This is a genomic window from Persicobacter psychrovividus, from assembly GCF_036492425.1.
In the GTDB taxonomy this organism is placed as follows: Bacteria; Bacteroidota; Bacteroidia; order Cytophagales; family Cyclobacteriaceae; genus Persicobacter; species Persicobacter psychrovividus.
In genome coordinates this window covers 895,503-915,795 of the sequence record NZ_AP025292.1, presented here as the reverse complement: position 1 = coordinate 915,795, position 20,293 = coordinate 895,503, and the positions used below count along the sequence as shown (strand labels likewise).

17 protein-coding genes and 9 tRNA genes are annotated in these 20,293 nt (G+C 44.9%); 20 read left to right on the top strand and 6 right to left on the bottom strand.

Going from position 1 to position 20,293, the window contains the following annotated elements; all coding sequences use genetic code 11:
* Positions 1-248: 248 nt before the first annotated feature.
* The 4 genes from AABK40_RS04095 to AABK40_RS04080 form a co-directional block, all read right to left on the bottom strand.
* The gene (locus AABK40_RS04095) at positions 249-818 is read right to left on the bottom strand and encodes a redoxin family protein (protein WP_338397715.1); all 570 of its coding nucleotides are present in this window, start codon (positions 816-818) and stop codon (positions 249-251) included.
* Between the two features lie 150 nt (positions 819-968).
* Complete coding sequence (locus tag AABK40_RS04090) at positions 969-1,745, bottom strand: succinate dehydrogenase/fumarate reductase iron-sulfur subunit (RefSeq protein WP_332922746.1); 777 nt, start codon at positions 1,743-1,745, stop codon at positions 969-971.
* Positions 1,746-1,805: 60 nt separating this feature from the next.
* On the bottom strand, positions 1,806-3,740 hold the full coding sequence (locus tag AABK40_RS04085; protein WP_338397714.1) for a fumarate reductase/succinate dehydrogenase flavoprotein subunit: 1,935 nt from the start codon (positions 3,738-3,740) through the stop codon (positions 1,806-1,808).
* Positions 3,741-3,752: 12 nt separating this feature from the next.
* Positions 3,753-4,436, bottom strand: coding sequence for a succinate dehydrogenase cytochrome b subunit (locus AABK40_RS04080; protein WP_332922748.1), 684 nt, complete (start codon positions 4,434-4,436; stop codon positions 3,753-3,755).
* 434 nt (positions 4,437-4,870) lie between these two features.
* On the opposite strand from AABK40_RS04080, the gene AABK40_RS04075 reads away from it, so the two are divergent.
* From AABK40_RS04075 to AABK40_RS04010, 14 genes are all read left to right on the top strand, one after another.
* Positions 4,871-7,696, top strand: a complete 2,826-nt coding sequence (locus AABK40_RS04075; RefSeq protein ID WP_338397713.1) for a T9SS type B sorting domain-containing protein — start codon at positions 4,871-4,873, stop codon at positions 7,694-7,696.
* Entirely contained in the window at positions 7,675-8,079 is a 405-nt protein-coding gene (locus AABK40_RS04070; RefSeq protein WP_338397712.1) for a thiol-disulfide oxidoreductase DCC family protein, read from the top strand. The genes AABK40_RS04075 and AABK40_RS04070 overlap by 22 nt, the downstream gene beginning before the upstream one ends.
* A 139-nt stretch (positions 8,080-8,218) precedes the next feature.
* A complete protein-coding gene (gene fabD / locus AABK40_RS04065; RefSeq protein WP_332922751.1) occupies positions 8,219-9,088 on the top strand; it encodes an ACP S-malonyltransferase in 870 nt (289 codons plus the stop codon).
* A gap of 81 nt (positions 9,089-9,169) precedes the next feature.
* Positions 9,170-9,754 (top strand): D-sedoheptulose 7-phosphate isomerase, encoded by a 585-nt coding sequence (gene lpcA / locus AABK40_RS04060; RefSeq protein ID WP_338397711.1) that lies wholly within the window; start codon positions 9,170-9,172, stop codon positions 9,752-9,754.
* Between the two features lie 58 nt (positions 9,755-9,812).
* Positions 9,813-10,472, top strand: coding sequence for an HAD family hydrolase (locus AABK40_RS04055; protein ID WP_338397710.1), 660 nt, complete (start codon positions 9,813-9,815; stop codon positions 10,470-10,472).
* A gap of 105 nt (positions 10,473-10,577) precedes the next feature.
* A tRNA-Leu gene (locus tag AABK40_RS04050) sits at positions 10,578-10,659 on the top strand.
* 70 nt (positions 10,660-10,729) lie between these two features.
* Positions 10,730-10,811: transfer RNA gene (locus AABK40_RS04045), tRNA-Leu, on the top strand.
* A 70-nt stretch (positions 10,812-10,881) separates the two neighbouring features.
* Positions 10,882-10,963, top strand: a tRNA-Leu gene (locus AABK40_RS04040).
* Between the two features lie 70 nt (positions 10,964-11,033).
* A tRNA-Leu gene (locus tag AABK40_RS04035) sits at positions 11,034-11,115 on the top strand.
* A 70-nt stretch (positions 11,116-11,185) separates the two neighbouring features.
* Positions 11,186-11,267, top strand: a tRNA-Leu gene (locus tag AABK40_RS04030).
* Positions 11,268-11,337: 70 nt separating this feature from the next.
* A tRNA-Leu gene (locus tag AABK40_RS04025) sits at positions 11,338-11,419 on the top strand.
* Between the two features lie 70 nt (positions 11,420-11,489).
* A tRNA-Leu gene (locus AABK40_RS04020) sits at positions 11,490-11,571 on the top strand.
* Between the two features lie 70 nt (positions 11,572-11,641).
* Positions 11,642-11,723: transfer RNA gene (locus AABK40_RS04015), tRNA-Leu, on the top strand.
* Between the two features lie 70 nt (positions 11,724-11,793).
* Positions 11,794-11,875, top strand: a tRNA-Leu gene (locus tag AABK40_RS04010).
* Between the two features lie 55 nt (positions 11,876-11,930).
* Here the strand turns inward: AABK40_RS04010 and AABK40_RS04005 are convergent.
* Entirely contained in the window at positions 11,931-12,212 is a 282-nt protein-coding gene (locus AABK40_RS04005; protein ID WP_332923012.1) for a hypothetical protein, read from the bottom strand.
* 223 nt (positions 12,213-12,435) lie between these two features.
* Between AABK40_RS04005 and msrA the strand changes: the two genes are divergently transcribed.
* Both msrA and AABK40_RS03995 read left to right on the top strand, forming a co-directional pair.
* Entirely contained in the window at positions 12,436-13,065 is a 630-nt protein-coding gene (msrA, locus tag AABK40_RS04000; RefSeq protein WP_338397709.1) for a peptide-methionine (S)-S-oxide reductase MsrA, read from the top strand.
* A 50-nt stretch (positions 13,066-13,115) separates the two neighbouring features.
* Positions 13,116-13,682, top strand: coding sequence for a class I SAM-dependent methyltransferase (locus tag AABK40_RS03995; protein WP_338397708.1), 567 nt, complete (start codon positions 13,116-13,118; stop codon positions 13,680-13,682).
* Between the two features lie 313 nt (positions 13,683-13,995).
* Here the strand turns inward: AABK40_RS03995 and AABK40_RS03990 are convergent, their stop codons facing one another.
* Entirely contained in the window at positions 13,996-14,862 is an 867-nt protein-coding gene (locus AABK40_RS03990) for an SDR family oxidoreductase (protein ID WP_332922089.1), read from the bottom strand.
* A 104-nt stretch (positions 14,863-14,966) separates the two neighbouring features.
* Between AABK40_RS03990 and AABK40_RS03985 the strand changes: the two genes are divergently transcribed.
* The 4 genes from AABK40_RS03985 (at position 14,967) to AABK40_RS03970 (ending at position 20,072) form a co-directional block, all read left to right on the top strand.
* Complete coding sequence (locus AABK40_RS03985; protein WP_338397707.1) at positions 14,967-17,378, top strand: penicillin acylase family protein; 2,412 nt, start codon at positions 14,967-14,969, stop codon at positions 17,376-17,378.
* 7 nt (positions 17,379-17,385) lie between these two features.
* Positions 17,386-17,736 (top strand): hypothetical protein, encoded by a 351-nt coding sequence (locus AABK40_RS03980; RefSeq protein ID WP_338397706.1) that lies wholly within the window; start codon positions 17,386-17,388, stop codon positions 17,734-17,736.
* Between the two features lie 78 nt (positions 17,737-17,814).
* A complete protein-coding gene (locus AABK40_RS03975) occupies positions 17,815-18,264 on the top strand; it encodes a GNAT family N-acetyltransferase (RefSeq protein WP_338397705.1) in 450 nt (149 codons plus the stop codon).
* A 467-nt stretch (positions 18,265-18,731) separates the two neighbouring features.
* Positions 18,732-20,072 carry a radical SAM family protein gene (locus AABK40_RS03970; RefSeq protein WP_338397704.1) on the top strand — a complete coding sequence of 447 codons (1,341 nt, stop codon included), beginning with the start codon at positions 18,732-18,734 and terminating at the stop codon, positions 20,070-20,072.
* Positions 20,073-20,293 lie beyond the last annotated feature (221 nt).

Below are 20,293 nucleotides of genomic sequence, written 5' to 3'. Positions count from 1 at the left end.
AAACTTATGAATATTACCCCTGCATCATGAAGCCCACCGAACACTTATTCGCTGAAATTCACTCAATTGAGCACAAAAATGAGTCATTTGTCATATAAAATTTAAAACAAACCTAAAATTACCACATTGGTCAAATATTGGTAATTTTTCACACGCCTTGAAAAATATGACCTATTTAATATAAATTTACACTTTAGAAGCAATAATATATTATGAATCTTCCGACCATCACTTTGCACGGAACGCCACTATTTAATGGCAGTCTGCCTCTCAGGTAAATAAGCCTCCAAAGCCGCTAAGCCAAGACGATCATCAAGATCTTTGCTGTAGTGGGCTTTCAATACATTTCCATTTTTGTCGAGGATGATTTCCGCAGGCATGGTTGCAGATGCCTCTGAAGCGGGTAGGTTGATGCCCTCTTTCTCGAGTATTTGTTGCTTGACTTTCATTTGCCCTTTGACCATTGTTCTTACCATGCCGATCAAGGATTTGTCGACACCATATTGCTGATACAATCCACGTGTTGGATCTGAAATAAGGGTTACCGCCTCCATATCCTTTAAAAATGCGCTATTAACAATTTGCTGATTTTTGGCTTCAAAAATAAAGACCATCCGAAGTCCTTTTTCTGCGAATTCGGCCGATCGCTTGGCCAATTGGTAGGTATAGAGGCTACAAAAAGGGCAGGTTGCATTTCGGAAAAAGCCAATATATAAATTATGCTGACTTTCTGCAGAAGGTAAAACAACAGACTTGCCAAAAACATCGGTGGCTTCGAGTTGAGGGAATTTTTGACCCTTGATTAATTTCGCTGACATAAAAAATGCAATTGAATAATAAATAGATTGATTTCCCTTCAACTTACGGAAAGCTATTCAATTGAATCAGAAGAAATAAAAAAAGCCGAGACAAGTGTCTCGGCTTTGACAATATGATCAAGCACGTGCGTGCTAAAAATCAATCTTGGATTAGTGTTCCTGTGACAATGAAGCCGCAAGGTAATCGCGGTTCATGCGTGCAATATTCTCCAAAGAGATGCCTTTAGGACATTCAGCCTCACAAGCACCAGTGTTGGTACATGCACCAAATCCTTCGGTATCCATTTGATCTACCATTGCCAATACACGGCGTTTCTTCTCCGCCTGCCCTTGTGGCAATAAAGAGAACTGAGAAACTTTTGCCGAAACAAACAACATTGCAGAAGCATTTTTACAGGCTGCCACACATGCACCACAACCAATACAGGTTGCGGCATCCATTGCTTTATCTGCTACTTCCTTAGAAATTGGAATCGCATTGGCATCAGGTACTCCACCAGTATTAATCGACACATAACCACCTGCTTGCTGGATACGGTCGAAAGCACCACGATCAACTACCAAATCCTTGATAACAGGGAAAGCGGCTGCTCTCCATGGCTCAATAGTGATGGTTCCACCGTCCTGGCTGTTGAACTCACGCATGTGCAACTGACATACAGTGATCTCTTCACCTGGTCCATGAGGACGTCCATTAATGAACAATGAACACATTCCACAGATACCTTCACGGCAATCGTGATCAAAATATACTGGATCCTCGCCTTTGTGCAAAAGATCCTCATTCATGATATCCAACATCTCCAGGAAAGAAGAATCTGGAGATACATTAGATACAGGGTATTCTTTAAATTCGCCTTTCGCCTGGGCATTTTTCTGGCGCCAAACTTTAAGCGTGAAGTTTAAACCTTTATGATTAGAACTCATGATTTTATCTTTAAGCGCAATGCTCATAGGCGAACCCGTGAGCACCGCTTGTGGTACCAATTATTTGTAAGAACGTTGTGTCAGTTTTACGTTTTCGAAAACCAATTCCTCTTTGTTAAGCTTCGCAGGCTTACCTTCACCTTGGTATTCCCAGCTGCTTACAAAAGCAAATTCATCATCTTTACGCAATGCCTCGCCTTCTTCAGTTTGTGATTCTTCACGGAAGTGACCACCACAAGACTCTGTACGTGCAAAAGCATCATCCACCATCAATTCACCCAACTCCAGGAAGTCTGCTACACGCAAAGCTTTCTCCAAAGTCATGTTCATCTCTTCATTCACACCGATCAGTTTAACACCTTCCCAGAACTCCTTGCGAAGTTTCTGAATCATACCTTTGGCTTTTGTCAAACCTTCAGCATTACGTGCCATACCACAGTACTCCCACATGATCAATCCAAGTTCTTTATGGTATTCATCAGGTGTTTTATCACCTTTAGAATTCAATAAAGTATTAATACGACCTGTTACTACTTGCTCCGCCTCATCAAATGCAGGGTGAGAAGTAGGTACTTTATCGTAAGGCGTTTTCGCCAAATAATCACCAATAGTGTAAGGAATCACAAAATAACCGTCGGCCAAACCTTGCATTAAGGCTGAAGCTCCCAAACGGTTACCACCGTGATCAGAGAAGTTACACTCACCGATAGCATACAAACCAGGAATGGTTGTCATCAAGTTGTAATCTACCCAAAGGCCACCCATTGTATAGTGGATCGCAGGATAAATCATCATTGGTGTTTTGTATGGGTTATCATCAGTGATTTTCTCATACATCTGGAAAAGGTTACCATATTTGGCACGGATAGCATCCTCACCATCGCGAGCGATAGCCGTTTTGAAATCGAGGAATACCGCCAAACCAGTTTCATTCACCCCTTTACCAGCATCACACATGTTTTTCGCATTACGGGACGCTACATCACGAGGTACCAAGTTACCGAATGATGGGTAGATACGCTCCAAATAGTAATCGCGATCCTCCTCAGCAATATCAGTAGGCTTAATCTGACCTTTCTGAAGTTTCTGAGCAGTTTCTACTGTTTTAGGAACCCAAACACGACCATCGTTACGCAACGACTCTGACATCAAAGTCAATTTCGACTGCTGCGTGCCGTGTACTGGAATACAAGTAGGGTGAATTTGCGTGAAACATGGGTTTCCGAATTGTGCACCTTTCTTGTATGCTCTCCAGATTGCCGTTCCGTTACAGCCCATTGCATTGGTAGAAAGGAAGAATACGTTACCATATCCACCTGTACCCAAAACAACAGAGTGTGCTGAATGACGCTCGATTTTACCCGTAATCAAGTTACGTGTAATGATTCCGCGCGCTTTGCCATCCACCAATACAAGATCAAGCATCTCATTACGAGTGTAAAGTTTTACCTTACCTGATTTGATTTGACGAGAAAGTGCGGAATAAGCACCCAACAACAACTGCTGACCTGTTTGTCCTTTGGCATAGAAAGTACGAGATACCTGCGCACCACCGAAAGAACGGTTATCCAATAGCCCACCATAATCACGAGCGAATGGAACTCCCTGCGCTACACACTGGTCAATAATGGCATTGGATACTTCTGCCAAACGGTAAACATTCGCTTCTCTTGAGCGATAGTCACCACCTTTAATCGTATCGTAGAACAAACGGAAAACAGAGTCACCGTCATTCTTATAATTTTTCGCAGCATTGATACCACCCTGTGCAGCAATAGAGTGCGCACGGCGAGCAGAATCCTGATAACAGAACGCCTTCACATTGTAACCGAGCTCTCCGAAAGAAGCCGCAGCCGATGCACCAGCAAGACCTGTACCTACTACAATAATATCGTATTTACGCTTGTTGGCAGGGTTTACCAACTTCAAATTAAATTTATGATTAGTCCATTTATCGGCTAAAGCACCTTCTGGAATTTTTGAATCTAAACTCATGACTGCCTCAAATTAGGAAATAACACCAAAGAAAAACGCTAATGGCACTGCTGCAAACAATAAAGGAATGACGATAGAGAACGCCGCCCCTACTGCGTTGATCGCAGGAGTGTAATTTTTGTGGTTCAAACCCAAAGTCTGGAATGCACTCTGGAAACCATGATTAAGATGGTAAGCCAACGGGATCATCGAGATCACATACAAGGCCACGATCCACGCATGAGAATAACCTTCTCTCAACATCGCATACAAGTTGTGATGTCCATCTGCCAACATAAATTCTCCTGGCAACTCGGTGAACTGAATTCTTACCCAAAAGTGCGCCAAGTGACCCACAATGAACAATAACAATACAGAACCCAAAAGCCCCATGTTTTTGGATGCCCACTTAACTTTTTTGTTGTTTCCTGTTACGGCATAAGCATTGCCACCGCGCGCTTTTCTATTGAAAACCGTCAAGGCTGCAGATACAATTACGTGAACAAGGATACCCGCAAAAAGTACTTTCGCTACAACACTGATAAATGGATTTGACCCCATAAAATTACCCGCGTCATTGTACAATTCTGGGCTGATAAGTGCAAAACTGTTGATGATACAGTGCACTAATAAAAAACTGATTAATAATAGACCTGTTAGGCTGACGAGGAACTTCCGACCGATCGTACTGCCTAGGGTTTGTTTTACCCAACTCATCTTTAAAAATTTAAATGAACATTAACTGGAAAATAAATAACTCGTACCAAAGATAAGCGGTGGACACCTTATTAGCACATGAGATGCGTCATAAATTCGGATATTTTCCATTTTCATAAACATATATATCATAACATGAAATTAATATCAGACAAAAAACAAGTGCTTTGCTCAACTTATATCACAAATTTCTTATAATTTTAAGTGGACTAAGCTATTTTACCGTAAAAGGATATAAATCCCTCAACCTGCTTTTTATATAGAAAAAGAAGGCATTGATTAATGTTAAGGTTTTAAACCACCTGAAGAAATACATTAGTCCGATTGATTATTTTATATATTATTCACCGAATCAAACTTTTCAGCCATTGAGCGCAACATTCACCTATCTTAAAACCGCCTCAACTTTTGTTTTCGGGGTGTGCATTTTTTTGATGGCATCAACTGCCCAAGCTACACACATCCGTGCTGGGGAAATCACCGCACGGGTAATCAACTGTGCTACTTTCACCTATGAGTTCACCATTACCGGTTACACCGATAAAGGCTCAGACGTACCCTTTGGTGGCGGCGAGGTGAATTTTGGTGACGGCTCGGAAATCATAAAATTAAATCCCGACGATTTTGAAGAGGACATCGATATAGGAAACAATATTGGGATCACCACCTTTGTATTCACCCACACTTTCCCGGGCCCTGGCGATTACATCATCGGATTTAAGGAATTCAACCGAAATGCCGATGTGGTCAATATGGTCAATTCCGTGAATACCCCTTTTTATGTGGAGACCAAAATCATTATCGATCCTTTTTTGGGTTGTAATGAGACCATCAATATGTTGATTCCACCCATTGACCGCGCCTGTACTGGGGTAACTTTCTTTCACAACCCAGGCGCCTACGACCCTGACGGCGATTCCATTTCCTACGAATTGACCGTCAACAAAAAAGATGTTGGCAAGCCCGTAGATGGCTACCGCTTCCCTAACGACGCCATTTTCAATGGCTCCCCTCAAGGCGGAACGGGCGGTGGTGCAACCTATTCCATGGACCCTATCTCTGGCGACCTGATTTGGGATTCCCCAGGCCTCGACGGAGAATACAACATTGCCTTCAAAGTCCTGGAATGGCGAAAAATAGAAACAGGAGAATATGTACAGATGGGGTATGTTACCCGTGATATGCAAATTATTGTGGACCTGTGTGACAACCTGCCGCCAGAAATCCTGATTCCTGCAGATACCTGTATCGAGGCCAACACCCTGCTTGAGGCAGACATTGAGGCCGTTGACCCCAATAATGACCCCATCCGACTCGAAGCATTCGGAGGCATCCTCAGCAACAGCCTCCAACCACAGCAACGGGCAACCTTCACCCCTGCAGGCCCTGGTTTTCAGCCATCGCCAACAGTAGGTCAATTTAAATGGACGCCCGATTGTAATTTGGTTCGACGAAACCCTTATCAGGTGCATTTCAAAGCATCAGACGACCCTACGGGAAGAAACATACAGGAGGTTCCACTTGCCTCATTCAAAACTTATTTCATCCAGGTGGTTGCACCTGCCCCCGTACTGGAAAATGCGGTACTCGCCGGAGACCGAACCGTAGAATTGGAATGGGAAAAATATTCCGAAAGCACGGTCTGCGCAACGGCACGCCCGACTTCTATTCTTATCTACCGAAAAGTGGGCGAAAATCAGTTCAATCCCGACAATTGTGAGACGGGCATCCCTGAGGGCTCCGACTATAAACTTATCGGCAGAAGTGACGACATCAATCAAAATACCTTCACTGATGATGGCGACCTGGAATTCGGTACCACCTACTGCTACCGACTCGTTGCTGTTTTCACCGACAACAAGGGGGGCGAGAGCTATGCTTCGCAAGAACTCTGCGTAGAGATTGGCCCTTTTGAAGGCATGTTCCCTTCCTTGATTACCAATGTGGATATTGTGCCTGAAAAAACAGACGACACAACAGGGGAGATCATCATTAAATGGACTACTCCTTTCGATGCCGACCCTGCCATATATCAGCCTCCTTATACTTATGAGCTGTATGAGGTTGTTAATGGATCTCTGAGTGACACCCCATTATACAGCGGCTCGGACACAACATTTGTGCACACGGGCATCAATACTTTGGATCAGTCGCATACCTATCAGGTACAGGCCATTGCAAGCATCGCTCCTGAAGGAAAAACACTGCCTATATCTGCTCCAGCAAGCGATATTCGGCTTAGAATACAAGCCTCAGACGACCAGTTCACATTAAGATGGGAAGGAGAAACACCTTACAGCACGAGCGTCTCTGAAGCCCCGACACACTTGATTTTCAGAAATCACACCGACCCAAGCGACAGCACAAAACTGTCATTATACGCCACTGTTGATGTAACCAAGGAAGGGCAGTTTTTTGTGGATGACGCCGAAAATCTCCGCAAGAGCAGCACCTACTGTTATTATGTCGAGACGAAAGGTTCTTATGGCAACGATAAGGTACAGTCACCTTTACTTAACCGAACACAACTGAACTGTAATAAGCTGAATGACGGCAACCCGCCTTGCGCACCAGTTACCCTGGCGGTGAACGGCCTGGATCAAGAACAATTTTGCGAAGAGGCCTTTTTGAATGCTAAATGTGAGCTGGATTTCTTCCAAAATATTCTTACCTGGGACCCTCAAATAACGGGAGGCGCTTGTCAGGATGATATTTTTGAATATGAAATTTATTTCTCAGAAAATGAAGATGACAGTTTTGAACTGGTGGGCACTTCACCGATCAACACCTTCACCCATGCCGACCTCAGCAGCTTTAAAGGCTGCTATTATGTGGTAGCCATAGACGGCAGTGGCAATCCTTCGCCGCCATCTGAAATTATCTGTATGGACAACTGTCCGTTTTTCGAGTTACCCAACATGTTTACGCCAAATGGCGACGGAAAAAACGACACTTTCTCGACCCTGACCAAGGAAATCCTGGACAATATCGGGGATACTGAAGCAAACATTGGATGTCCACGCTTTGTTGAAGCCCTTGACATTAAAATCTACAATCCGTCAGGTGGGCTGGTGTTCGAGTATCAAGCCTCAAGAGCGGATTCCACTACCGACCTGGCCATTAACTGGGACGGAAAAACAAATGATGGAAAAGAACTTTCCTCTGGAAGTTATTTCTATTCCGTGGATGTCAAATTCAATGTATTGGAGGAATCACAACAGAACCGAACTTATAAAGGATGGGTGAGAATCGTAAAATAATCTTATTTGACGGCGTATGTAATTTATGTTCATGGGCCGTCAATTTTATTATTGACCATGACCCACAGGGCAAGTTCCTGTTTGCTTCCTTACAGTCTGATATCGGGCAACAACTCCTGCAACGGGCAGGACACCCCAACCCTGAAGCCCTCGACTCAGTCGTTTTGATCGAGGATGGTCAATGGTTTGCCCAAAGCGATGCGGCGGTCAAAATTGCACGACACCTGTCTTTCCCCATAACATTGTTTAAATACGGCAGACTGATCCCCACCCCACTACGCGACAGCATCTATCAATGGGTTTCCCGAAACAGATACCGCTGGTTTGGCAAACAGGAGGCCTGCCAGCTCCCTTCTCCTGAATTAAAAGCTCGTTTTTTGTAATTCCAAAGCATCCCTTCAGCAGGGATCACTTTCTTATCGCCATAAACTATTGATGCGCTTTTTTAATCATTTTTTTCTTTCATAACTTTCAGACGATTAATTTAGCAAACTCAATTTTTGGTTAAGATAATTTAACAATATGAAAGCATACGTTTTCCCTGGTCAGGGAGCTCAGTTCCCAGGCATGGGCAAGGATCTTTACGAAGGTAACGAAAAGGCGAAAGCCCTTTTTGAGCAAGCCAACGAGATTTTAGGTTTCCGCATTACCGACATCATGTTTGAAGGCACTGCTGAAGAACTCAAACAAACCAATGTTACGCAGCCTGCTGTTTTCCTGGATTCTGTAATCAAAGCATTAGTTGCTGATGAGTTTAATCCAGATATGGTTGCCGGACATTCCTTAGGGGAATTTTCTGCCTTGGTGGCTGCAGGAGCACTCTCTTTCGAAGATGGGCTGAAATTGGTAGCGCAACGCGCTGAGGCCATGCAGGAAGCCTGCAAAATCAACCCTTCGACAATGGCTGCTGTTCTTGGCCTTACTGATGAGCAGGTGGAAGAACTTTGTAACGGCATCGACGGCGTGGTAGCGGCAAACTACAACTGCCCAGGCCAGTTGGTGATCTCCGGCAGCAAAGACGGCATTGCCGTAGCCATTGAAAAAGCCAAAGAAGCAGGAGCTAAACGCGCACTTCCATTACCTGTCGGCGGTGGTTTTCACTCCCCAGAAATGGAGCCTGCCCGTGAGAAATTAGCAGCGGCAATTCAGTCCACTACTTTTTCAGCACCAAAATGCCCCATTTATCAAAACGTGACGGCACAAGCTTCTACAGACGTAGAAACGATCAAAGGAAACTTGGTCGCACAACTTACTGCTCCAGTAAAATGGACACAGTCGGTACAAAATATGGTCGCTGACGGCGCCACAACTTTTGTGGAGTCCGGACCTGGAAAAGTATTACAAGGATTGGTGAAGAAAATTCACCGTCCGGCCACGGTGAGTGCCATCTAAAAAAATCACCCGCCAGGGGGTATTTACAAATCCCCTGGCTTTTTTCGTTGAAATACGCAACACCCCAAAACTTCATTTTTTATGGAAACACAACAGCAAATTCTACGCGAGCTCGAGGAAGCACAAAAGGTGCTGAGTGATTTCATTGCCGACCAGCGCAATATTGAAATCATTGAAAAAGCGGCAAAACTCATGAGCGACGCTATTGCAAGCGGCCACAAAGTAATGTCGTGCGGAAATGGGGGCAGCCACTGCGACGCCATGCATTTTGCCGAAGAACTTTCCGGAAGATACCGAAATAACCGACCGGCATTGGCGGGTTTGGCAATTGCTGACACCTCCCACATTTCCTGCGTAGGCAATGACTATGGCTTTGATTTTATCTTCTCAAGATTCATCGAAGGGCTCGGACAGCCGGGTGACGTACTCCTCGGGCTAAGCACCAGCGGCAACTCTAAAAATGTTAAACTGGCCTTTGAAGCAGCCAAAAGCAAGGGAATAAAAACGGTAGCACTTACCGGAAAAGATGGGGGAGAAATGGCAGGTATCGCCGACCTCGAAATCCGTGTTCCGCATTTCGGCTATGCCGACAGAATCCAGGAAATACACATTAAGGTCATTCATATTCTTATTCAGCTGATTGAGAAAAACCTCGGCTACGCCTAACAATCTATTCCAATATCGCCTTAATTAGATAAATACAACATTAAGAACTACCCTTTCTATGAATAACATTGGAGTGATTTTTGACATGGACGGCGTTATTATTGACAGCAATAACGCCCACAGAGGAGCAATACGGGAATTCCTTGCGAATCACGGTCTGGAACTCACCGAAGAACAATTGATTGAAAATGTTTTCGGAAGAACCAATGCCGACTGGATCCCCTACGCTTTCGGGGAGCAGCAACTCACCGAAGAAGAGCTGAAAGATTATGCACTTGAAAAAGAAGAAATCTTCAGGAATATTTTCGATGAGGAGGAAGCTTATGTGGAAGGCATCAGTGAGTTTATCTTTCACCTGAAAAGAAATGGCGTCCCTATGGCCATCGGCACTTCGGCACCCATTGAAAATGTTGCTTTCACGCTGAAAAAACTCCAACTCGACGATGTTTTCGATGTCATTGTCGATGATTCCATGGTAACCAAAAGCAAACCAGACCCACAGGCATTTTTGATCTGCGCTGAAAAACTGAATCTACCAAACGACCGATGTGTAATATTTGAAGATTCACTTTCAGGCATCCAAGCCGCAAAAAAATCCGGCTCAAAAGTCATCGGAGTGGCAACTACGCATTCGCTTTACGAACTTCGGGAATGTGACGACACCATCGAAAATTTCAAAGACTTGAGCATGAAAAACTTAGAAGATTTATTTAAATAAAGATCAAAAAACATCGCCTCATTGCTTGCAATCAAGAATTTTGCTCGTACCTTTGCATCCGCAATAACGAACAAGGTATTGCATAAACATAGCGATGTTTGCTATGCCTGAGTGGCGGAACTGGTAGACGCGCACGACTCAAAATCGTGTTCCTTCGGGAGTGCCGGTTCGATCCCGGCCTTAGGTACAAATAACAAGACGGTTCACTTGTATAAATATTGAATCTCTACCCTTTGGCTTCATGCCAATAAACAATTGCCTGAGTGGCGGAACTGGTAGACGCGCACGACTCAAAATCGTGTTCCTTCGGGAGTGCCGGTTCGATCCCGGCCTTAGGTACGAATAACAAGACGGTTCACTTGTATAAATACTGAATCTCTACCCTTTGGCTTCAAGCCAATAAACAATTGCCTGAGTGGCGGAACTGGTAGACGCGCACGACTCAAAATCGTGTTCCTTCGGGAGTGCCGGTTCGATCCCGGCCTTAGGTACAAATAACAAGACGGTTCACTTGTATAAATATTGAATCTCTACCCTTTGGCTTCATGCCAATAAACAATTGCCTGAGTGGCGGAACTGGTAGACGCGCACGACTCAAAATCGTGTTCCTTCGGGAGTGCCGGTTCGATCCCGGCCTTAGGTACAAATAACAAGACGGTTCACTTGTATAAATACTGAATCTCTACCCTTTGGCTTCGCGCCAATAAACAATTGCCTGAGTGGCGGAACTGGTAGACGCGCACGACTCAAAATCGTGTTCCTTCGGGAGTGCCGGTTCGATCCCGGCCTTAGGTACGAATAACAAGACGGTTCACTTGTATAAATACTGAATCTCTACCCTTTGGCCTCGCGCCAATAAACAATTGCCTGAGTGGCGGAACTGGTAGACGCGCACGACTCAAAATCGTGTTCCTTCGGGAGTGCCGGTTCGATCCCGGCCTTAGGTACGAATAACAAGACGGTTCGCTTGTATAAATATCGAACCTCTACCCTTTGGCTTCGCGCCAATAAACAATTGCCTGAGTGGCGGAACTGGTAGACGCGCACGACTCAAAATCGTGTTCCTTCGGGAGTGCCGGTTCGATCCCGGCCTTAGGTACGAATAACAAGACGGTTCGCTTGTATAAATATCGAACCTCTACCCTTTGGCTTCGCGCCAATAAACAATTGCCTGAGTGGCGGAACTGGTAGACGCGCACGACTCAAAATCGTGTTCCTTCGGGAGTGCCGGTTCGATCCCGGCCTTAGGTACGAATAACAAGACGGTTCACTTGTATAAATACTGAATCTCTACCCTTTGGCCTCGCGCCAATAAACAATTGCCTGAGTGGCGGAACTGGTAGACGCGCACGACTCAAAATCGTGTTCCTTCGGGAGTGCCGGTTCGATCCCGGCCTTAGGTACAAAAAAAAGCACTTGATTTTTCAAGTGCTTTTTTTTATCGCTAATTTTTTCATATCAAATGATTGATGCCAACCCTCGTCGTGCAAACTTATACAATCGTCCAGAGAGCAGTGAGTCCCGGGACTTTAAAGATAAAGCTCTTACAAATGCTCCCTCGTAATCGCTTTTTCTAAGTTCTTCATATTCCAGCAAATCTGCTGTATGCGGATGATAAATATCCGCCTCCTTCTCTGTCATAAAAACAACATACCACGAACGGTCATTTTCGTTCATTACCATAGCGAACATCTGTTGTTCGTTATCAGCTTGTTTGATTGTAGAAATTGTGGCACCCATAATTGCTCCCCACGTTAATATAAGTTTTGAAATTTTAATGATTGACGCAATTTATCGACTATTTGTTTGCGGTTTTCAGAATATTATTTTATCTGCTTTGAATTTAGCAAATAAAGTCAGCATGACAACAGTTGATAACAACTTTTTTTAATCAATTTATAATTTATCGTTCGAATTCATCCAATATTCGTATTTTTCACTATCAATCAACTCTTCTTTCACAATGAAAAAAATTGTCGGCGTATTCTTATTCTTACTTATACAAAGTGCCTTAATGGCGCAATCAAATTCAAACATTGAACTAAAAGAAAAACCCATGGAAATTGCTACCCTTGGCGGAGGCTGCTTTTGGTGTGTGGAGGCTGTGATGCAACGACTCAATGGTGTTGTGTCGGTAGTTTCCGGATACGAAGGCGGATCTGTTGAAAACCCTACCTACAAACAAATATCTTCCGGACTTACAGGGCATGCTGAAGTTGTACAGGTCACCTATCAGCCAGACATCATCGACTATAAAACCATTCTCGAGGTCTTCTTCACCACCCATGACCCCACCACCCTGAACCGTCAGGGGAACGATGTGGGCACTCAATACCGATCGGTGATCTTTTACAACAGCCCCGAGCAAAAGCAAATTGCCGACAAGGTGATTGCCGACTTCAACAACGAGCAGCTGTACCCAGACCCGATTATTACTGAAGTCAGTCCCTCAAAAACATTTTATAAGGCCGAGGAATATCATCAGAACTATTACAATGAAAATGCCGACAAAAACCCTTATTGCTCTTTTGTAGTGGCGCCGAAGGTGCAGAAACTCCGAAAAAAGTTTAAACACTTACTTAAAGCCGAATAAACTGCTATTTTTGCGGTCATCATTAAGATCGAACCACAAGAAAATTCCTCATGGCTGATTTCTATAAAAATGCCAGCACGGCACAACAATATATTAAAATGACTGCCGACTATGACAGTCATTTTTTTTCGACAGCAGCACTACCCCACCTCAAAGCAGGTGGCACGGCACTGGAGCTTGGTACTGGGCCAGGCAACGACCTCCACTGGTTAAAGGCACACCTCAAGGTAACGGCTTCCGACAACTCCCCATTCTTTATGGAGCATATTAAAGCCAACCATCCTGAAGTGGATGTTTTGGAAATTTCTGCGGAAGCCATTCAGACGGATAAAACATTTGATGCCATCATTTCCAATAAGGTTTTGCATCATTTGAAGAATGACGATCTTGAAAGTTCAATTAAAGGGCAGGCGGCGAATCTTAACGATGGAGGCGTGGCCATTCACACCTTTTGGTGGGGGGCTCATGAAGAGGAAATCATGGAGATGTGCTTTAATTACCATCAGGAGCAAGACCTTGAAACTGCTTTTGGGAAGCATTTTGAACTGATTAAAATTGAACGCTACACCGAGATCGAAGAGAATGACTCGGTATTGGTGATTGCCAAAAAGAAATAAAAGAAAAGCCTCAGGACGCAGATGTCTTGAGGCTTTTTTGTTTTCATTTATATTGTGTGCGGCTTTATTATGTACTGGACTGTTGCACGATTGCCAATTGATTATCAATACCCAAATTTTATCCTACCGCTTATGTACTACGGGTTAAAACCCGCAGCTATTACGAAATGTACCTTCGGCACAGCAGTCCTGAAAAGACTTTTCGCAATAGACATGGAATTCATTCCATGGTAAAAAAGGCATGGGCAAATTTTATTTGGTTTGATATATTGCGGAGCCATTTGTGCAACAGCTCCCTACCGTACGACTACTCCTACTTCTTCCGCATCGCCTCAAACATATCCCACATTTCAGGGGTAATTTTGTCCAGGCCATTGAATTCCCCGGCTCCTTTAAGCCACTCACCACCGTCAATCGTTACCACCTCTCCATTCATATAGGCCGAATAATCCGACACCAGATAGGCCGCAAGATTGGCCAACTCCTGATGTTCTCCCACGCGTTTCAACGGTACACGACGAGCTGGGTCAAATTTCTGCGCCAACTCTCCTGGCAGCAATCGGCTCCAAGCCCCTTCAGTAGGAAAAGGCCCTGGCGCAATGGCATTGCTCCGAATATTATACTTTGCCCACTCTACCGCCAAGGAGCGGGTCATGGCCAGCACACCTGCTTTTGCTGCCGCCGATGGTACCACATAGCCACTGCCTGTCCATGCATAAGTGGTCACGATATTCAGAATCGTCCCTGCTTTTTGATTTTTTATCCAGTAATCGCCCATCGCTAAAGTGAAGTTCGATGTCCCCTTCAGTACAATATCCAGTATAATGGCAAATGCACGGGGCGAGAGTCGTTCAGTAGGGCTGATAAAGTTCCCCGCGGCATTGTTCAGTAACACATCCACCCCACCAAACCGCTCGACTGCGGCATCAATCACCGCCTGCACCTGATCCACCTCCCGAACATCACAGGGAACTGCCAGCACCTGACCGCCCGTTTTGTTCATCAGGTCGGTAGCCGCAGCTTCAAGCACCTCTTTTTTACGGCTGCAAATGACCACATTGGCTTTCAATTCCAAAAAATACTGAGACATCGAACGGCCAAGGCCTGTTCCTCCGCCAGTTACGATAATGGTTTTGCCGGCAAGCGCCTCAGGCTTCAGCATACCTTCATTATACTTCATAGGGTTCTTATTTAGGTTAGTATAAGGAAAATATCAAAATTTATTGACATTATATAGGTTAAGCTTTATTTTCTCACTACTTAACAGCCCATCACCTACTACTTATGCGAACAATACGATTTATTATTCACCTGACAATATGCATCAGCCTGATTTGGGCACTCAACCGAACTTGGGGGAAAGTCCCTCCACTCGGGAAATTCCTCAACCCTTTCGAAGGCTTTTGGCAGAATGCTGCTTACAAAAATACCCACAGCAACATCCTTGAAGAAATAAAACTCAAGGGGCTGAAAGGTGATGCCAAAGTATTGATCGATGAAAATCAGGTCCCTCATATTTTTACTGATAATGATTACGACCTGTATTTTTTGCAGGCCTACTTCACCGCTAAAGACCGCCTCTGGCAAATGGATTTTCAGACCATGGCCTCCGCAGGCCGATTATCGGAAATTCTCGGGCAAGATTCCCTCATTCTGCAATATGATCGCGGCCAGCGCAGAAAAGGCATGTGCTACGCTGCGGAATTAGCCACCGAGGCTTTTATGGACCATGAGGCAACCCGTGAAATGCTACAGGCCTACACCGATGGCGCCAATGCTTACATTGAAAACCTGCCACACCGCAACTTCCCGATAGAATACAAAATCCTTGATTATCGCCCGGAACCCTGGACACCCCTCAAGAGTGCACTCCTGCTGAAATATATGGCACAAAACCTGTGTGCCAGCAATGCCGACCTTGAAAACACCAATGCACTGGTAAAGCTGGGCAAGAAAAAATTCGACCTGCTGTTTCCACTGATGGAAAGTGGTCAGCGGCCAATTGTAGATCAGCCCAATTCCTGGGGAGAAGCCCTGCCCCAACAAGCCCTGGCGGCTCAGAATACAACCATCGACTTTCCGCTGGATCCTGGCCCCAACCCGCTGAACGGATCCAACAACTGGGCAGTTCATGGCTCAAAAACAAAATCAGGCAAGCCCATACTTTGTAACGACCCGCACCTTGGGCTAAACCTGCCCTCCATTTGGTACGCTATGCAACTGCACAGCCCGAATGTCAATGTCATGGGGGCAAGCCTTCCCGGGGCTCCTGGTATCATTATTGGGATGAATGAAAAAATCGCCTGGGGCGTTACCAATGCCCAAAGGGATTTAGTGGACTGGTATAAAATTCACTTTCTGGACGACCTGCGAAATCGCTACGATCTGAACGGAAAAGTGGAGACGGTAACCAACCGCATTGAGACCATTAAAATCAAGAATGCGCCCGCCTTTATTGACACTGTAAAATATACCGTTTTCGGACCCGTCTACTATGATCAGGCTTATCGCTCCAACAGCCCTTACACGGGCTACGCTTACCACTGGATTGCCCATGAAAAGAGCAATGAGGTACTCGCCTTTCACCAAATTAACCGAGCAGAAAACTACACCGCTTTTAAACAGGCCATCAGCCATTATGATGCTCCGGCACAAAATTTCGCCTATGCGGATATTGATAACAACATTGCCATGCACATTCAGGGCAAGTTCCCCATCCGTCGTGATGAAGCCGGACGATTCCTCCGTGAAGGGAATCACCTCAATAACCTATGGGAAGGCTATATTCCTGCCAATCAACAAATCTATGAGCACAACCCCAAAAAGGGATTCATTTATTCGGCCAATCAACATCCGGTGGATGAAACCTACCCCTATGTGGTCGCGGCCAAAAGATTTGAATATTACCGAAACCGGATCATTTTTGAGCGCTTGAATGCCAACGATGAATGGACTGTGGAGGACATGAAGAAACTGCAAAATGACAACTTTAACTTGCAGGCAGCAGAAAGCCTCCCGCACTGGCTGGGGTTTGTTGACACCCTGCCGTTACCCCGCTTGCACCGTTATGCTTACAAGCAATTAAGTCAATGGGATTATGAAAATAACGCTGACACCGAAGCCCCCACTTTTTACGCCACCTGGTGGAAAACCCTCGACCGTATGCTTTATGAGGATTTCGATCAAAGTGAAGCTCCAATGATGCGCCCTACGGCCTATACGACAATCAAATTACTCAAAGACCCTACCCATCAGCTGAAGTTTGGCAGTAAAAGAATGACAGGCACGGAACTGCTTAACCTTGCTTTTGTGGAAGCCATGAACACCCTTGCTCAGGAGCAAATTAAAGGAACTGACCTGCATTGGGCAAAATTCAAAAACACCTCCTTGCGTCACCTCGCACGTATTGCCCCTTTTGGTGCCAAGGCCAACATCGCCGGAAATGCAGGAAGCATCAATGCCGCATCGGCGGATCATGGGCCGTCATGGCGAATGATCATCGAACTATCGGCAGAAGGGAACCAAATGTGGTACACCTACCCCGGCGGAACTTCAGGCAACCCCGGAAGCCCGTACTACAACAACCAAACTACAGGCTGGGTCAAGGGGGCATACCTGAAATCACCATTTTTCAGCACCGCTCCCTCTTCCAGCAGCGACCAGCAATTATTGATCAACATTCAGGCAAAAAACTAACCACAGCATGAAAGGACTACTTCAATTCGCCTGCAGCATTTTCCTGACAGGTATCGCTTCCTTATATTTCCCATTTTGGGTCATCGTTCCTGCAACCGCCACCGTGGCGTTCATCTTCAATTCCAAAAACAGTTTCCTCTACGGTTTTTTCTCCATTCTGCTTTTGTGGGTGGCCTTTGCCGCCTGGCTCGACTATGACAACCAGCAAATGCTCTCTGCTAAAATTGCCGAGCTGCTGCAAATCCCTGCCTCCATGAAGTTATTCCTGGTGCTGATCACAGGCGTCTTTGGTGGAGTACTCGGTGGTTTTGGTGCCGCTACAGGGGGAAGCCTGAGGAAGATATTTGTTCAGCGATAATCTGTACGGCGTTGTATGTAATGCCCCTACAAATGCCGAAAATTCTTCCTAAATTGCGCCAAACAAAATCATCATCCCATGGCCTTGACCTTTGAATTAAAACACTACGAACAGCTCAGCAAAGACGAATTTTTTGATATCGCCAAACTGCGCATCGATGTCTTTATTGTGGAGCAACACTGTCCTTATCCAGACTTGGACGACACCGATAAGCAATGCTTTCATTTTATGATGAAAAAAGACGGAGAACTTGCGGGCTACGTCCGGCTAATTGAGACCGATAAATCCCCCCTTAAAAAATTGGGACGCATCATCATTGCTCCTGATTTTCGGGAGGATCGCCTGGGCAAAGTCCTTGTTCAAGAAGCACTGAAAGCAACACACCAACAATTCCCAACCGCTGAACAGGTTGCCATTTCAGCCCAACAGATCATCATTCCATTTTACAATAAGGTTGGCTTTAAAGAAGAGGGGCCTATCTACCTGGAGGATCGCATTCCGCATAGAAAGATGGTTTATACTTTTTAAAAGAGGACGGTAGTGACTGTCCACAGATGACACAGATTTCCACAGATTTTTTTATTGTGATTTATTTAGTGTCTTAACGCTTAACGTCGGTATTTTTTTGACCATGATTTACTTGATTAGAAGGATTATCACGATTATCGTAAGAAACAAATCTTAAAATCCTTTTTAATCATGGTAATCAAGGTCTATAACACCTCACCAACAATATTGTGTAGTGCTTAACCCGAAGATCAGGCAGTCAAATATTTTTGTACCTGACGGTACGGACGTTGCATGCAACGTCCCTACACAGTAGCAATCATGATTGAGAATCTTAAGCCAATAAGGCTAAACGCTCAACATCAAGGGCAAAGCATGACAATTATCAGCGAAAAAATGCTTAAATTGCGCACTATTTCAAAATTGATCAAAATCAAACATCCAACACCAAGGGGCTGGGTGTATTGCTTGACATAAATATTACCGTGTTGAAGGAAAGTTCAAATATCCACACTGCTAAATCAAATGATTTGAAGCACCCTGATCGTGTGCCGTACTTGTTGGCTTGCGATGCCGAGGGAAACATGTTTGAAGAGGAAGATTACGAGGTAATTGGTCGCTCGGGTACCCGATTGATGGGGCTTAAACCTGAGGACTTCATCGAATTACCGGAAGGCAGTGAGTTTTTCAATATGCCCTGCCGTCATCCTTACGGGATGAACAAACATACCGGCGAAGTAGAATTGTTGGAAGACGTTTATGCTGTGGCGGCATTCGTTTCACCTGCCTACACACAAACCTTCATGCCTGCTTATGAAGAAACTGACGGCGCTGAAACCTTGCCTTTGTATGCCTACACTGCCGTAGGTTGGTTGGATGATAAATTTTACACAACAGCAGTTCGTATTGATCCCGATCCACGTCAGGACTTCGAAAATTTTGATTGTGAGGAGATCGAGCAAAAGACCGTTGAAACCATGCAGGAATTTTCGGAAAACCGATTGATTCAGCATCTGGGTGCCAACTGTTCTTTGACTTATTCTTGTCCTGCGGCCCGCAACTTCTTTATGGGACGCTGGGAAGCGCCGATTCCATTATCACCTGCCTGTAACTCCAACTGCTTGGGTTGTATCAGCTTTCAGCCTGATGAGCATGGTATCGATGCGATGCAAAACCGCATTGACTTCATTCCATATATCGAGGAAGTAATTGAAATGGCCGTTCCGCATTTGGAAAATGCTCCATTGCCGATCGTCAGCTTTGGTCAGGGATGTGAAGGTGAGCCTTTGTTGGTATGGCAATTGATCCGTGATGTGATTGTTGCTATTCGTAAACGCACCAAGCGAGGAATCATCAACTTGAACACCAATGGATCGAAACCAAAAGCGGTGGATGAGCTATTCAAGGCTGGCTTGGACAGTATCCGTGTGAGCATGAACTCGGTTAGAAAAGATGTTTACAATAAATATTACCTGCCGAACAATTACGAATACGAGGATGTGATTGAGTCGATCAAAGTTGCCCGTCAGCATGGCAAATGGGCGTCGATCAACTACTTCACCTTGCCTGGTTTTACGGATAACAAAGAAGAGTTTGAAACGCTTCGTCAGGTGATCCGCTATACCGATCTGAGCATGATTCAGTGGCGTAATTTCAATATTGATCTGGAGTGGTACCTGTCGAAATTGGGTATGGAAGACACCGGCGAAGGCTTGGGTGTTGCCGAAGTGATGGAGGCAATTCATGAAGAATTCCCGCACATTGCTTATGGATACTTCAACCCACCAATCGAAGTGCAGGAGAAATATAATGCGTTGAGAGAAAAATAAAGGTGTTACCCTTAGTTCAAGCGTCTCGCTTGGACTATAGAATTTAGCTTCGATCCAAGTGGGACACTTGAACCAAAGCAAGCATAATAAGAAAGCCCGAAGCTGAACAAACAGTTTCGGGATTTTTGTTTTTTTAGGGTTTTGAACGGATTTCGTTGGGTGTGTAGGTTATCACGAGAGGGACTCTCGCGATAGGAGGATAGTGTTACCCTTAGTTCAAG